The sequence below is a fragment of the Enterobacter sp. Y17 genome (assembly GCF_019730495.1).
In the GTDB taxonomy this organism is placed as follows: domain Bacteria; phylum Pseudomonadota; class Gammaproteobacteria; order Enterobacterales; family Enterobacteriaceae; genus Enterobacter; species Enterobacter asburiae_B.
Genome location: NZ_JAASKP010000001.1, coordinates 90,907 through 105,526, shown reverse-complemented (window position 1 = coordinate 105,526; position 14,620 = coordinate 90,907). Strand labels below are relative to the sequence as shown.

The 14,620-nt window shown below is 62.4% G+C and carries 13 protein-coding genes; 3 read left to right on the top strand and 10 right to left on the bottom strand.

The genetic code is table 11. From position 1 onward, the window contains the following. Positions 1-30 precede the first annotated feature (30 nt). Together HCH49_RS00470 and HCH49_RS00465 are read left to right on the top strand one after the other, a co-directional pair. Positions 31-498 carry a DUF6130 family protein gene (locus HCH49_RS00470; RefSeq protein ID WP_039263723.1) on the top strand — a complete coding sequence of 156 codons (468 nt, stop codon included), beginning with the start codon at positions 31-33 and terminating at the stop codon, positions 496-498. 11 nt (positions 499-509) lie between these two features. Beyond that, positions 510-1,253 (top strand): alpha/beta fold hydrolase, encoded by a 744-nt coding sequence (locus tag HCH49_RS00465; RefSeq protein WP_221701977.1) that lies wholly within the window; start codon positions 510-512, stop codon positions 1,251-1,253. Between the two features lie 10 nt (positions 1,254-1,263). Here the strand turns inward: HCH49_RS00465 and HCH49_RS00460 are convergent, their stop codons facing one another. Continuing rightward, positions 1,264-1,707, bottom strand: a complete 444-nt coding sequence (locus HCH49_RS00460; protein WP_247604354.1) for a helix-turn-helix domain-containing protein — start codon at positions 1,705-1,707, stop codon at positions 1,264-1,266. A 115-nt stretch (positions 1,708-1,822) separates the two neighbouring features. On the opposite strand from HCH49_RS00460, the gene HCH49_RS00455 reads away from it, so the two are divergent. Beyond that, positions 1,823-3,037 (top strand): MFS transporter, encoded by a 1,215-nt coding sequence (locus HCH49_RS00455; protein WP_260454010.1) that lies wholly within the window; start codon positions 1,823-1,825, stop codon positions 3,035-3,037. On the opposite strand, the gene iolB is transcribed toward HCH49_RS00455, so the two are convergent. The 9 genes from iolB to iolD all read right to left on the bottom strand — a co-directional run bounded on the left by iolB (position 3,003) and on the right by iolD (position 14,611). Then, positions 3,003-3,827 (bottom strand): 5-deoxy-glucuronate isomerase, encoded by an 825-nt coding sequence (iolB, locus tag HCH49_RS00450; RefSeq protein WP_221701976.1) that lies wholly within the window; start codon positions 3,825-3,827, stop codon positions 3,003-3,005. The two genes, HCH49_RS00455 and iolB, sit on opposite strands and share 35 nt — an antisense overlap. A 9-nt stretch (positions 3,828-3,836) precedes the next feature. Further along, complete coding sequence (gene iolE, locus HCH49_RS00445) at positions 3,837-4,727, bottom strand: myo-inosose-2 dehydratase (protein ID WP_087823096.1); 891 nt, start codon at positions 4,725-4,727, stop codon at positions 3,837-3,839. An 11-nt stretch (positions 4,728-4,738) separates the two neighbouring features. Then, positions 4,739-6,643 carry a bifunctional 5-dehydro-2-deoxygluconokinase/5-dehydro-2-deoxyphosphogluconate aldolase gene (gene iolC / locus HCH49_RS00440; RefSeq protein WP_221701975.1) on the bottom strand — a complete coding sequence of 635 codons (1,905 nt, stop codon included), beginning with the start codon at positions 6,641-6,643 and terminating at the stop codon, positions 4,739-4,741. A gap of 12 nt (positions 6,644-6,655) precedes the next feature. After that, the gene (locus HCH49_RS00435) at positions 6,656-7,789 is read right to left on the bottom strand and encodes a Gfo/Idh/MocA family protein (RefSeq protein WP_221701974.1); all 1,134 of its coding nucleotides are present in this window, start codon (positions 7,787-7,789) and stop codon (positions 6,656-6,658) included. Between the two features lie 8 nt (positions 7,790-7,797). Continuing rightward, positions 7,798-8,826: an ABC transporter permease gene (locus HCH49_RS00430; RefSeq protein ID WP_013098254.1), complete on the bottom strand. Its 1,029-nt coding sequence runs from the start codon at positions 8,824-8,826 to the stop codon at positions 7,798-7,800. 11 nt (positions 8,827-8,837) lie between these two features. Then, positions 8,838-10,385, bottom strand: coding sequence for a sugar ABC transporter ATP-binding protein (locus tag HCH49_RS00425; RefSeq protein ID WP_023308787.1), 1,548 nt, complete (start codon positions 10,383-10,385; stop codon positions 8,838-8,840). A gap of 48 nt (positions 10,386-10,433) precedes the next feature. Then, on the bottom strand, positions 10,434-11,363 hold the full coding sequence (locus HCH49_RS00420; protein WP_033146190.1) for a substrate-binding domain-containing protein: 930 nt from the start codon (positions 11,361-11,363) through the stop codon (positions 10,434-10,436). Positions 11,364-11,394: 31 nt separating this feature from the next. Then, complete coding sequence (iolG, locus tag HCH49_RS00415; RefSeq protein ID WP_221701973.1) at positions 11,395-12,381, bottom strand: inositol 2-dehydrogenase; 987 nt, start codon at positions 12,379-12,381, stop codon at positions 11,395-11,397. 304 nt (positions 12,382-12,685) lie between these two features. Further along, a complete protein-coding gene (iolD, locus tag HCH49_RS00410; RefSeq protein ID WP_221701972.1) occupies positions 12,686-14,611 on the bottom strand; it encodes a 3D-(3,5/4)-trihydroxycyclohexane-1,2-dione acylhydrolase (decyclizing) in 1,926 nt (641 codons plus the stop codon). Between the last annotated feature and the right edge of the window lie 9 nt (positions 14,612-14,620).

Below are 14,620 nucleotides of genomic sequence, written 5' to 3'. Positions count from 1 at the left end.
CGTCATTCACAACCGATAAGGAGAGAACCCATGATTCGTCGCTATGCACTTTTCCCCCTGCTAGTCCTGGCATCTGTAGCCCATGCCCGGACCACGCCGCTGGATAACCTGAGCGCAGAGGACGTTAACGGCCCCGCCGCCGTTGCGCCACTGGCGCAGCCGCAGCCGCCCGCAAAGCTGATAGTCGATCCCCCGCTTGCCGGGCCGCTGAGCAAAGGCGCGGTGTTTATCCAGTACCGTGCCGAAAACCTGCGTATCGAGCCGGTATTCGGCCCCGAGGCGCTCAAGGTCACGCCGCGCATCGGTCACATTCACGTGGTGGTGGATGACGCGCCGTGGCACTGGGCTGACGCCAGCGGAGAGCCGGTGATCCTGGTGGGGCTGCCCGCCGGTAAACACAAGGTGACGATTATTCTGGCCGACCCGACGCACAAGCCGCTCGACCACAAAACCGTTGAATTCACCGTCCCGCCCCACGCGACGGTCCACCACTTTTAAGGAGTCTGAAGATGAAAGCACTGTCTGTAGTGACGGCAGGCCTGCTGGCGGTTTCCGCCAGCGCCTTTGCGCAGAGTAAAACCAGCGTCGTGCTGGTGCACGGCGCGTTTGCCGACGGCAGCAGCTGGAATAAGGTGATTACCCTGTTGCAGAAGCAGCACGCCGAGGTCATTGCCGTCCAGCTCCCGCTCACGTCGCTTAAGGATGACGTTGCGGCCACGCGGCGGGCCATCGCCCGCGCCCAGGGTGACGTGGTGCTGGTGGGCCACTCCTGGGGCGGCACCGTGATTAGCGAGGCGGGCAACGATGCGCGGGTAAAATCGCTGGTGTACGTGGCGGCGTTCGCGCCGGATTCCGGCCAGTCGACGGCGGATCTGGCAGGAAGTTTCCCTGCCCCGCCGGGCAGCGCGGGCATTGCTAAAACGGCGGACGGCTATTTATACCTGCCGACAGGAGCCGTCAGAAAGGACTTCGCGCCTGACGTGAAGCCAGACATTCAAAACACCATAGCAGCCACGCAGGGGCCGATTAAGGCCGAGGCGTTTGGTGAAAAGGTCGCCCACGCGGCGTGGCATGATAAACCGAGCTGGTATGTGGTCAGCAAGAATGACCGAATGATCAACCCCGATCTTGAACGGGCGATGGCGAAGACGATCCATGCGAAAACCGCCGAGGTGGCGGCAAGCCACGTGTCGATGGTGAGCCAGCCGCAGATCGTTGCCCGGACGATTGAGCAGGCGATAAGCGGTAATTAACCGGAGTGACTCATTCGATCTTCTGCACTTCCGTATCCACCGGCAGCAGCGCAGTGCCGTCATGCGCTGCTGGCGCCATAAAGGGAACCGGCCTGCCCGTCCGCCTGTCGACCAGCAGCGAGTGACGCTCGCCCTGTGAAAACAGATTTTGCTCTCCCCACTGACGCAGCGCCACGATCACGGGGAAAAGACGTTCGCCTTTGTCGGTCAGAACATATTCCTGATAAGCCGTGCCGTCCGATGCCCCCTGTAACGTCAGGATGTCCGCCTCAACCAGCTTGCGAAGCCGGTCAGAAAGGATGTTGCGCGCCACCCCAAGGCTGCGCTGAAAATCCCCGAAGCGCGTCATGCCGTCAAACGCATTACGCACAATGAGAAGCGACCAGCGATCCCCGAGCAGGTCAACGCTGCGGGCAACGGGACAATATTCCTCTTTTACCGTATTTCGGGACATCACCTGTTTTCCTCGCAAAGGCCACCCCATAACTGGTTGCATTTTAAAACTGCATAGCCTAGCATTCAACCAGTTTCTTTTCGAAACCAGGTTATCACAGGCGAGGATTTTGAATATGTCACTGACGTCAGCCCTTCCTTCAGCCGACATGCCGCGCAGCATGGTCTGGCTGTTCGCCACCGCCAGCGGCCTAAGCGTGGCAAACGTCTATTACGCCCAGCCTTTGCTTGACGCGCTGGCGAACGATTTCGGCATCAGCCATGCGGCCGTGGGGAGCGTGGTGACCGCGACACAAATTGGCTGTGCGCTGGCTCTTTTGCTCGTCGTTCCTCTGGGTGACAAAGTGGATCGTCGACGACTCATGGCAGTACAGCTGATTGCTCTGGTGGTGGCGCTGGTTTCCGTCAGCATGGCACAGTCCTCTTCAGCGCTGCTTATCGGTATGCTTGCGACAGGTATGTTGGGCACGGCCATGACGCAGGGGCTGATCGCCTACGCCGCCAGCGCCGCGTCGCCCCATGAACAGGGACGCGTTGTCGGCGCGGCACAGGGCGGCGTGTTCACAGGTTTGCTGCTCGCTCGCGTCTTTGCCGGTGGCATCAGCGATATCGCGGGCTGGCGCGGGGTTTATCTTTGTGCTGCCGCGCTGATGCTCATGATTGCGTTACCTCTGTGGTGGCGACTCCCCGCCCTGCCAGCCGTCACTGCCACGATGAGCTATCCGCGGTTGATTGGCTCAATGCTCACGCTGCTGCGGCAGGAAAAAGTGCTGCAGATACGCGGCGTGCTGGCGCTGCTGATGTTTGCATCGTTTAACATTTTCTGGAGCGCGCTGGTGCTGCCGCTGAGCGCACCGCCGTTTAACTTTTCGCATACAGCGATTGGCGCGTTTGGACTGGCTGGCGCGGTGGGCGCGCTGGCTGCTGGCCGGGCAGGACGCTGGGCCGATCGGGGATATGCCCAACGCACCAGCGCGGCGGCGCTGAGTATCTTACTGTTAGCCTGGTGGCCCTTGTCGCTGATGGACCGTTCAATCGGGATTTTGCTTATCGGCATCATACTGCTCGATTTGGGTGGTCAGGCGCTGCACGTCACTAATCAGAGCATGATTTTCCGCACCCGTCCCGAGGCGCACAGCCGGCTGGTCGGGCTTTACATGCTGTTTTATGCCGTCGGCAGCGGGCTCGGTGCGCTCGGCACAACGATGACGTATGCCTGTGCCGGCTGGCCGGGCGTCTGCCTGCTTGGCGCCTCGGTCAGCCTGCTGGCGCTGGTGTTCTGGTGGCTAACCCGCGCTAGCCACCGCTGTTCGCAGGATAATCCCGATTAATCCACGCGTGGTCCTCTTCCCAGGTGAACATCCATTTACGCATCGGGCCGGCCATCACGTTGAGGTAGTAGCTATCATACCCGGCCATCGTCGCGACCGGGTGGTAGCCCTTCGGCACCATCACCACGTCACGGTTATAGACCGCCATACACTCATCCAGCGTTCTGTCATCGGTGTAGACGCGCTGCATGCAGAACCCCTGCTCCGGGTTGAGGCGATGGTAGTAGGTCTCCTCCAGATAGGTCTCCTGCGGCGGGTTATCCGTGTCGTGCTTGTGGCTCGGGTACGAGCTGGTGCAGCCCTCACTGGTCCACACCTCCACCACCAGCAGGCTGTCGGCGGGCCTGTCTTCCGGCAAAATGTTATGCACGTAGCGCTGGTTGTGACCTTTGCCGCGCGCTTCACCGTCGATATCCTGCGGCGCAATCAGCCGCGTCGGATACGTGCCTTTGCCCGGCGCGGCGCAGACCGCCAGCTCCAGCGTCGTCAGCGCCTTTACCTGCACCGTCTCCTGCGGGGTGACGTACACCGCCCACGGCTTAATGCGCTCGAAGGGGCTCATCCGCTCGCCGATATCGTTAAACTGCGCGGAAGGCGTGCTGATGGAGGCCCGCCCGGCGACCAGCACCAGGCAGCGCTCTTCGCTGACGGCGGGCAGCGTCAGCGTCTGCCCCTCCTGCAGCTCATACGCCTCAAAGCCGACGTAGCCCCACCCTGCGCTTTCCGGTGTAACACACTGGGTGCGCCCCTCCGCGTTCGGCTGTTGCCAGCGTGATAACAGACGTGACATGTTCCCTCCTCAAATCAGTCCGGCGTCGCGCGCCAGGCGGCTCAGGTTGTTATACCCCAGACGGGCGTAGGTCAGCGGATGGGCAATCGCCGGATCCTGCTCGGCCTCGACCACCAGCCAGCCGTGATAATCCTGCGCCTTCAGCAGCCGCATAATAGGTGGGTAATCGACGCAGCCGTCGCCCGGCACGGTAAACACGCCGCTCAGCACCGCATCGAGGAAGCTGGTTTTGCGGTTTTTGACGTCCGCCAACACGTCGGCGCGCACGTCTTTGCAATGAACGTGGTTGATGCGCGACGCCCAGCGCTGCGCCACCGCCAGCGGATCGGCCCCGGCAAAGGTCAGATGGCCGGTATCCAGCAGCAGTCCGACCGCCTCCCCGGTGTGAGTCATCAAGTTGTCCACGTCCTCGGCGGACTCAATCACGGTGCCCATATGGTGATGGTAGGCAATCTGCACGCCCTGCTGCTGCGTATAGCGGGCAAATTCGGTGAGCTTCTCGCCGTACTCCTTCCAGCGCTCCTGCGGGAAGCGCGGGCGCAGATGCACCGGGGTCTGCTGCTCGCCGTGAATGCAGCCGCTCACTTCCGCAAACACCAGCACCTTCGCCCCCAGCTCGCGCAGCAGCGTCAGGTGCGGCTGCACGGCGGCGATCTCCTCCTCCACGCTGCGCTCCAGCAGGCGGCCGGAGTACCAGCCGGAGACCAGCTGCAGGTCGTGACGCTGCAGGATGGGGCCAAGCAGGCGCGCTTCGCGCGGGAATTTATTGCCCAGCTCGAAGCCGGCAAAACCGGCCTCTTTACCTTCGCTCAGACAGGTTTCCAGCGAGGTTTCCGCGCCGAGAGAAGGCAGATCGTCGTTCGTCCACGTCAGCGGGTTAATGCCTAATTGCACACTCATTGTCGTCTCCATTATGCATGTCCGCGCTCGCGCCACCAGGCGATAAGCTGCAGGTAGTTGTCCCGGATGCGCGCCACCAGCTGCGCATCATCAATATCGTGCTTTAGCCACGCGCGGGAGGCATCGCCAAACAGCGTGCGCCCCACGGCGAAGCCTTTCACTACCGTCTGCCCCGCTGCGGCTTTGAAGTCGGCGCGCAGCTGTTCCGCCGGGGCGTCCAGGCCGAGGATCACCACCCCGCGGCAGTGCGGGTCCCGGCGTTCGATAATCTCGCTCAGCGCCGTCCAGCCGTCGGCGGAGAGCGGCGGTAGCTTCCACCAGTCGGGGTAAATGCCGAGGTTGTAGAAGCGGGAGATGGCGCGCAGGTAGAGCTCGTCGCTGCGCGGCATGCTGGCAGGCAGGATCACCTCAAGCAGCAGCTCGTGCCCGGACCGGCAGCAGGCGTGGTACACCTCGGCGATTTTCTGCTCCTGCTCCAGGCGCAGGCCGTGGGCATCTTCCGGGTGGAAAAAGACCAGGCACTTCACCACGTGCTCCTGCGGCCAGCTGATAAGCTGGGTGCCGATGTTGCCGTGCTCCATCTCCAGCGGCCGGGATCCCGGCAGCTCAATGGGACGACCAATCCACCACCCTTCCCCGGTGATTGCGTTCAGCGCGTCCTGACCAAAGGTGCCGTCGCACAGAAGACCGGCTTTGCCCTCCAGCCCGGCGCGGCTCGCCGCCTCGCGGCTGGCCTGCAGGATCAGCTGCTTCAGCGCCGGAATGCGCTTAAGCGACGCGCCGCACTGCATCGCCATATCCTCAAGCTGGCTGCGGTGGTCGAAGGCCATCACGCACAGCTCCGGCCATTCGCGGCGGCGAGTGGTCACCCGGTGGAGATGGTTAAGACGCGGGTCGAGATCCGGGCGCGGCACCATCGCGGCGCGGGAAAGATAATCATCCAGCTCGATTTTGCTCGGCATCGCCGGGGCGCAGCCGTGGCGCGAAACCACCAGCGCGCCGCAGGCGTTGGCGTAGCGGCATGCCTGCTCCCAGCCTTCGTCGTTCAGGTAGCCGCGCAGCAGGCCGGACATAAACGCGTCCCCCGCCCCGAGGACGTTCAGCACCTCCACGCGCACGCCGGTCACCGTCAGGCCGTCGTCCAGCCGGGGCGGAATGGCGTCGGTATAGACCGAGCAGCCGAGCGCGCCGCGCTTGCAGACCAGCGCTGCGTCACTGACGGCACGCACCTGTCCCAGCGCCTGCAGGGTATCCGTGCTGCCGCCCGCAATGTGAAACTCCTCCTCGGTGCCGACAATGACGTCGAAGAGGTGCAGCACCTCCTGCAGCTCGCGGGTGACCTTCTCGGCGGCGATAAAGCGCGTTTCGCCGTCGCCTAAGGAGGTTAGCCCCCACAGCACCGGACGATAGTCGATGTCCAGCACCGTGCGCACGCCGTGACGGCGGGCATAGCCCAGCGCCGTCAGCACCGCCTCGCGGGTCTGCGGATGAGAAAGGTGAGTCCCGGTGATGGCAAGACAACGTGCGGAGGCAATGTAGCTTTCGTCCACATCGCTGGCGGTAATCGCCATATCCGCGCAGTTATCGCGATAAAAAATCAGAGGAAAGGTGTCCCGGTCTTTAATGCCGAGGAGCACCAGCGCCGTAAGGCGTTGTTTATCGGTAATCAGATGGCTGGTATCGCAGCCCACCTGGTTGAGCTCTTCCCGCAGGAAGCGGCCCATATGTTCATCGCCGACGCGCGCCAGCATCGACGAACGTAAACCCTGACGCGCGGTGCCGTAAGCCACGTTGCCCGACGACCCGCCGAGATATTTGGCGAAGCTCGACGCGTCCTCCAGACGGGCACCAATCTGCTGACTGTAGAGGTCTACCGCCACGCGGCCCATGCATATCACATCAAACTGCTTTTCCACGTTGATACCTCATCAGACAATGTCGTTCACGTTCAGCCAGCGGCCTTCCCGGTGCGAGAGCGCAATCGCGTCCAGCACGCGCGACACCTTCCAGCCCTCTTCGAAGTCCGGCCACATCGGCGCGTCGGCGGCAATCCCGTCCACCAGGTCGCGCACCTCCACCGTTTTTTGATCGTTAAAGCCAATCCCGTGTCCCGCGCCCATGCAGAACGCGGCGTAGTCCGGGTGCGCCGGGCCGACGAGCAGCGTGCGGAACCCCTGGCGGTTCACAGGATCGTCATGCAGATAAAGCTTCAGCTCCGCCATGCGCTCCTGGGTGAAGCTGATGGCGCCTTTCGTTCCGGTGATGACGTACGACAGCCCCATCTTGCGTCCGCAGGCAACGCGGGAGGTTTCAATCACGCCCTGCGCCCCGCCCGCAAAACGCACCATCGCGTGGGCCTGATCCTCGTTTTCGACGGCAATCATCTCTGACGATCCGGCCTTCGCCGGGCGCGCTGGGACCACGATCTTCAGGTCGCCGCAGACCTGCTCGATATCCCCCACCAGGTACTGAGCCATGTTGACGATATGCGCCGCGAGGTCGCCCAGCGCCCCCAGCCCGGCGGTCTCTTTGAAGCAGTGCCAGTGAATGGGCGAGCGCGGGTCGGCCATATAGTCTTCGTTGTGGGTGCCGTAGAAGTGGATCACCTCGCCAATCTCGCCTCGCGCGATAATCTCCTTCGCCAACTGCGCCGTCGGGTTTTTCATGTAGTTGAACCCCACCAGGGTTTTCACTCCTGCCCGCTGTGCAGCCTCAACCATTTCACGCGCGTCGTGGGCGTTCAGCGCCAGCGGCTTTTCCGAGTAGACGTGCTTGCCGTGGCGGATCGCCTCCAGCGCCATCTCTTTATGCAGATGGTTGGGAGAGCAAATATCCACCACGTCAATGGCCGGGTCGGCCACCAGCGCCCGCCAGTCCCCGGTGGAGCGGTTGAAGCCAAACGCCTGCGCGCGCGCTGCCGCCAGCTCCGGCGTGACTTCCGCCACAATCTCGCGCACCAGCCTGCCGCGCAGGTTGAAGACCGTCGGGGCCTGGGCATAGGCGATAGCGTGCGCCTTGCCGATATACCCGGTGCCAATTAATCCAATACGAACCTCTTTCATCGTGATCCTCACAGTGCGCCGCGACGGCTTTTGGCATAGGTATCGAATGCCACCGCCAGAACGATAATTAATCCGGTGATAATCTGCTGGTAGTAGGCCGAGACGTTCATCAGCACCAGGCCGTTAATCAGAATGCCCATGATGATGGAGCCGATAATGGTGCCGCCGATGCGCCCGTAGCCGCCCATCAGCGAGGTGCCGCCGATCACCACCGAGGCGATGACGCGCAGCTCAAAGGAGATCCCGGCTACCGCCTCGGCGCTCCCCAGACGCGCGCTCAGGATGAAGCCCGCCAGCCCGGCCAGACAGCCGATCAGCACGTAGACGCTGACCAGCACGCGCTTGACGTTGACCCCCGCCAGCCGCGCCGCCTCCGGGTTGCCGCCGATGGCGTAGACGAAGCGTCCCCAGCGGGTTTTATGCAGCGCCAGATAGCCGCCGACGGCGACGATGGCGAAGATCCAGATAGGAATAGAGATGCCGAGCAGCTCCCCGCGTCCCCACCAGCGGTAGCCCTGATCGAAACCGGCGATCGGCGCGCCGTCGTTAATCACCAGCGTCAGGCCGCGCCAGATTGTCATCCCGCCGAGGGTGACGATGAACGGCGGCAGGCGCAGGCGGGTGACGCCCAGGCCGTGCAGGAAGCCAATCGCCGTGCCCATCGCCAGACAAATCCCCAGCCCAATCAGCCAGCTCATGCCGCCCCAGGCGTTCGGGTCGACGGTGGTGAAGTTGTCGCCCTTAATGACGTACGCCGCGGTCATGGCGCACACCGCGAGAATGGAGCCCACGGAGAGGTCAATCCCGGCGGTCAGAATGACGAAGGTCATCCCCACGGCCATGATCCCGTAGATGGACACTTCGGTCAGGATGTTGAAAATATTGCGTTCAGAGAAAAAGTTGCTGTTCTGCGACTGGAAGAAGATCAGCAGCAGGATCATGAAAATCAGCACCCCGAAGCGCTCGAAGAAGGCGATGGGATCGATGCGTCCGGCGCGTTTGACCGGGGCCTGCGTTTTAGAAATCATCTGCGTCATGAGAAACTCCGTTATGCCGCGTTCAGGGCGTTGTGGTTGATGGCCATCATCGTCATCAGCCGTTCTTCGTTAGCGTCGTCGCCGTGGATCTCGCCGGTCACCCGGCCTTCGCTGAGGGTGATGATCCGGTCAGACACCGCCATCACTTCAGGCAGATCGGAGGAGATCACGATCACCGCCACGCCCTTCTTCGCCATGTCAAACAGCACCTGGTGCACTTCCGATTTGGTCCCCACGTCGATGCCGCGCGTCGGCTCATCGACGATCAGCACCCGCGGGTTGAGCGCCATGCAGCGCGCGAGGATCACCTTTTGCTGGTTGCCACCGGAGAGCTTGCGCACCTCCTGCGCGCTGTTGACCATTTTGATCTGCAGCGCCTTGCGGTAGGACTCAATCAGATCGTCCTCTTTGCGGGTGTTCACGAACCAGCGCCACTGCAGCAGCGAGGAGAGACAGGAGAGCGACAGGTTGTCGCGAATCGACAGCCCCAGCACCGCCCCCTCTTTTTTGCGATCTTCCGGCACCAGCGCCACGCCCTGATCGAGGGCATACAGCGGGTCGCGCGGCTGGTACGGCACGCCGTCCAGCTCAAAGCTCCCGGAGGTAAAGGCGTCTGCGCCAAACAGGCAGCGCGCCACCTCGGTACGTCCCGCGCCCACCAGCCCGGCAATGCCCAGAACTTCCCCGGCGTGGACGTGGAAGCTGATGTCGTGCAAGGCGATGCCGTGCGGATCCAGCGGCGGCTTTTCGCGGCTCAGCCCCTTCACCGCCAGGCGGACGGGTTTGTCTTCATGATGCGTTTCGCTGGCCGGACGGCGGTTAAAGGCCACGTCGCGCCCGACCATCAGGCGGATCAGCTGTTCGACATTGGTCTCCGCCACCGCGCCGGTGCCGGTAAAGCGGCCGTCCTGGAAAACGGTGAAGCGATCGCAGAGCTGGAAAACTTCGTGCAGACGGTGGGTAACGTAAATAATGCTCACGCCGCGGTTTTTAAGCTCCCGCACCACGCGGTGCAGGCTTTCCACCTCGCTGTCGCTCAGCGCGGCGGAAGGTTCGTCCATAATGATTAACCGGGCGTTGAGGGTCAGCGCCCGGGCGATCTCCACCATCTGCTGCTGGGCGACGCTCAGGCGGGCGACCGGCGTGGTCGGCGCAACGTTCAGCTGGAGGTAATCGAGAATGACCTGCGCCTCCTGGTTGACCGCCCTTTCGTCGACGATCAGGTTACGCCTGCGCGGCTCGCGCCCGAGAAACATGTTTTCCGCGACGGTCATGTTGGGCAGCAGGTTGAATTCCTGATAGATGGTGATAATGCCCTTGTTCTGGCGTTCCACCGGGGAGTCGTCCACCGGCAGCGTTTCGCCGTTGAACCAGATATCCCCGCGCGTTTGCGGCTGCGCGCCCGCGAGCGCCTTCAGCAGCGTGGATTTTCCCGCCCCGTTTTCCCCCAGCAGGGCGTGAATTTCGCCGCTGCCGACGGTCAGCTGAGCGCTGCTCAGCGCCCAGACGCCGGAAAAGCTTTTTGCCAGATCGGTCACTTTCAGTAAGGGTTGCGACATCAGTCTGCTCCTCCTCATGATGAGCCGCCAGAGGCGGCTCGGGACATATTAGTTACCGGCCTCACCGATACGCTCAGCCTGCTGCAGGTTCTCTTTGGTGATCAGCGTCGGCGGGTAATCGGCCCCGGTGATGGCTTTCTTCTCGCGCACGTTAGCCACCAGCTGGCTCATCGCCGTCTGCACCGCAAAGCCCGGACGCTGATCCGCCGTTACCGCCAGCCAGCCGTCGCGCACGCGGGCCAGCGCTTCCGGCACCGCATCAAACCCGGTCACGAGGATTTCGCCCGGCTTCACGCCCTGGCTCTGCAGCGCTTCAATCGCGCCCAGCGCCATATCGTCGTTGGCGGAGAGGATCACCTGCGGACGTTTCGGCAGCGAAGGCAGAACGCTTTCAACGATGCGCATTCCTTCAGAACGCATCCAGTTGCCGGTCTGATCGGCGACGATCTTGTACTTATCCCCGCCCGCCTTCAGGCTGTCGCGGATCCCTTTGGTGCGTTCAATGTTGGAAGAGGAGCCCGGCTGGCCGGTGAGGAGAATGATGTCCGCGCCGTCGGGGAATTTGGTTTTAACGAAGTCGCCAACCGCCTGGCCGCCCTTGTAATTGTTGGCGCCGAAGTGCGGCACTTTCTTCTGGCTGTCGACGGAGCGGTCAAGGGTGACGATCGGCAGCTTCGCATCCTGAATTTCATCCACCGCGCTGGAGACCGCGTTCACGTCATTCGGGGAGACGATAAAGCCCTGCGCCCCGCGGGTGATGGCGTTTTCCAGGTCAGCTACCTGCTTCGGCGAGCTGCCCTGCCCGTCCAGCACCTGAAGCTTCACGCCCATCTCTTTTGCGGCTTTCACCGCCGTGCGCTGCATGTGAACTTCAAACGGCATGGCCAGGTTTGGCGTACTGAAAACGATTTGCTCGTTTTCGGCGAGGGCGGCCCCGGACGTCATGGCGATGAGGGCGGCTACGATCAGTTTTTTCATTATTATGTCTCTCTGTGTAGGGTTGTTGTGTTTAGAGGACGATCTCGCGCTGGCTGCGCAGTGACTCCAGCGCTTTATCCGCAAGGTACAGCGCACGTTCACCATCATCGCCGCTGCAGTCAGGCACCGCTTCGCCGCGCAGGACCGCAACAAAGTGTTCCCATTCCGCGGCGTAAGCGGATTTGTAGCGCTGCAGGAAGAAGTGTTCCGGCAGCGCGCTGGTGCAGCCCTGTTTGCCGTAGTGCTGCACCTGGTTTTCCAGAATGTTGCCCGCGCACAGCAGCCCTTCGGAGCCGTGCAGCTCCAGGCGCTGGTCGTAGCCGTAAGATGAACGGCGGCTGTTGACGATGGTCGCCATCGCGCCGGAGGCATATTTCAGAACGATAAACGCGGTATCGATATCCCCCGCCTCGCCAATCGCCGGATCCACCAGGTTGCTGCCCTGGGCATACACCGACACCGGCTCTTCGCCCATGATGAAGCGCGCCATGTCAAAGTCGTGAATGGTCATATCGCGGAACAAGCCGCCGGAGACGCGCACGTACTCAGCAGGCGGCGGAGACGGATCGCGGGAGATGATGAGCAGCGATTCCGGTTTGCCTATGCGCCCGGCCTGCGCGTCGGTTTTCACGCGGCGAAACTGCGGGTCAAAGCGGCGGTTAAAGCCAATGAACAGCGGCACGTCGTACTCTTTGACCACCTTCAGGCAGTCGCGCACGCGGGCGAGGTCAAGGTGTACCGGCTTTTCGCAGAAGATGGCCTTGCCGTGGCGGGCGGCCATTTCAATCAGATCCGCGTGGGTATCGGTGGCGGAGGCGATCAGCACGGCGTGAACGTTAGGGTCGGTCATCGCCTCGTTCAGGCTCTGCTGGCGGGCCTGATACTGCGCGGCGAGACGGGTGGCAAATTCCTGATTCGGGTCAACCACGGACCAGAGCGTGGTCACGCCGTGGCTGGCGATGTTAGCTGCATGTACCTGGCCGATTCGGCCAGCGCCCAGTAAAGCAATGTTAAACATAACGGCTCCCGGTGTTGGTGAATGCTGTGAACTAACGACCCTATAAATAAAACATTTATTTCATTTTTATAAATAGTGAAAATTATGTTTTTGAGTACGGGTTAACACTTTTGAGATGAATGAGATAAATTTTGTTATCAATCTCACAACATGAGTGGACGTGCGGCAACTCCCCTCACCCCGGCCCTCTCCCTCAGGGAGAGGGAGTAAAAAACCGCACCGATCCGTCCCCTCTCCCTGTGGGAGAGGGTTAGGGTGAGGGGAAAACAAAAATGAAATGAAAATTTCGTTACGGCAGGAAAACTCAATACTGACGGGCTTTTTTCACCTGCGCCTGCGTTTGCTCAGCGGCCTCACGCACGGCAGAAGACGCCGCCACCTGCGCATCACCGGTTCGCCACCAGGAGGCGTAGTCGTGGGTCATGGTCTTCGGCAGCACCTTGATGTCCAGCAGCGTCGGGCCCGGATGCGCCCGCGACGCCTCCAGCGCCGCCAGCAGGCTTTGCTCATCGTTCACCCGCCAAGCGCGGCAGCCGTAGCTTTCCGCGTTTTGCGCAAAGTCGACCTTCACCAGCGGCCCGTCAAGCCGCCCGGTTTCCGGGTTGCGGTGGCGGTTTTCGGTGCCAAAGCTGCCCATGCCGTGCCCCATCTGCAGGTTATTAATGCAGCCGAAGCTGGCGTTATCAAACAGCAGAACGGTGACCTTAATGCCCTCCTGAACGGCGGTTTGCAGCTCGGAGTGCAGCATCATGTAGGAGCCATCCCCCACCATGGCGTACACCGGCTGCTCGGGTCTGGCGAGCTTCGCGCCGATGGCCGCCGCAATCTCGTAGCCCATGCAGGAGTAGCCGTACTCCAGGTGATAGCTGTCCGGCGTTTTGACCTGCCAGAGGCGCTGTAAATCCCCCGGCAGCGAACCGGCCGCGCCCACCACGATGGCGTTATCTTCAACATGCTGGTTGATCAGCCCCAGCACCCGCGTCTGGGTCAGGCGGGTGTTAAGCGCCTCGCCGTATTCCGCCAGCTGCGCATCCAGGTGCCCCGCCACTTCGGGCGCGTCGTCAGGACACCACTGGCGATCCCACAGGCGGCGGCACTCGTCGCGCCAGGCGGACTTCGCCTGAGCGATCGCCTCTCCCCAGCCGCTGCGGTAATCCCCGAGCGCGTGGGTCAAGGCCTGGAGCCCGGTTTGGGCATCGGCAATCAGCGCGGTGGCGTCCAGCTTCAGGGCGTCAAACTCAGCCACGTTCAGCAGCAGAAACTCAACGTCCGGGTGGGAAAAGAGCGCCTTGGAGCCGGTGGTAAAATCGGTAAGGCGCGTGCCGACGCCAATCACTAAATCGGCCTGCGGCGCGAGCTGGTTGGCGGCCATTCCGCCCGTCACCCCTATGCCGCCCAGGTTAAGTGGGTGGTCACTTACCAGCGCTCCCTTTCCGGCCTGGGTTTCGGCAAACGGCAGCCGCAGCGTTTCGACAAATTCGCGAAACGCCTCATGCGCGCCGGAATAGCGCACGCCGCCGCCGCACACCACCAGCGGACGACGCTTGCGGGCGATCAGCGCCCGCGCCCGCGCCAGACGCTGCGGATCGGGCGGACGGCGTTCGATGTGATGCACGCGACGCGCGAAGAAGCTCAGCGGGTAGTCCCAGGCCTCTCCCTGCACGTCCTGCGGCAGGCAGATGGTCACCGCGCCGGTATTGACGGGGTCAGTAAGCGTTCGCATCGCGCTTAGCATTGCGCTCATCAGCTGCTCGGGACGGTTGATGCGGTCCCAGTAGCGGGAGACCGGACGGAAGCAGTCGTTGGTGCTGATGCTGAGATCGTGATACTGCTCGATCTGCTGCAGCACCGGGTCCGGCTGGCGGCTGGCGTAGATATCGCCCGGCAGCAGCAGGAGCGGGATGCGGTTTGCCGTGGCGGTGGCCGCCGCGGTCACCATATTGGCGGCGCCCGGCCCGACGGAGGAGGTGACGGCAAAAATGCGCTGACGGCGGTGCTGTTTGGCGAATCCCGTCGCCATATGGGCAATTCCCTGCTCGTTGCAGCCCTGCATCACCTGCAGATGGCCCGGGTCCTGCTCCAGCGCCTGGCCGATACCCAGCACGTTGCCGTGCCCAAAGATGGTGGCCACGCCCTCCACGAAGGGCGTTTCGTTGCCGTCCACGCTGACGTACTGTTGATTGAGGAACCGGACCAGCGCCTGGGCCATGGTCATACGTTCGGTTTGCATAAAACCTCC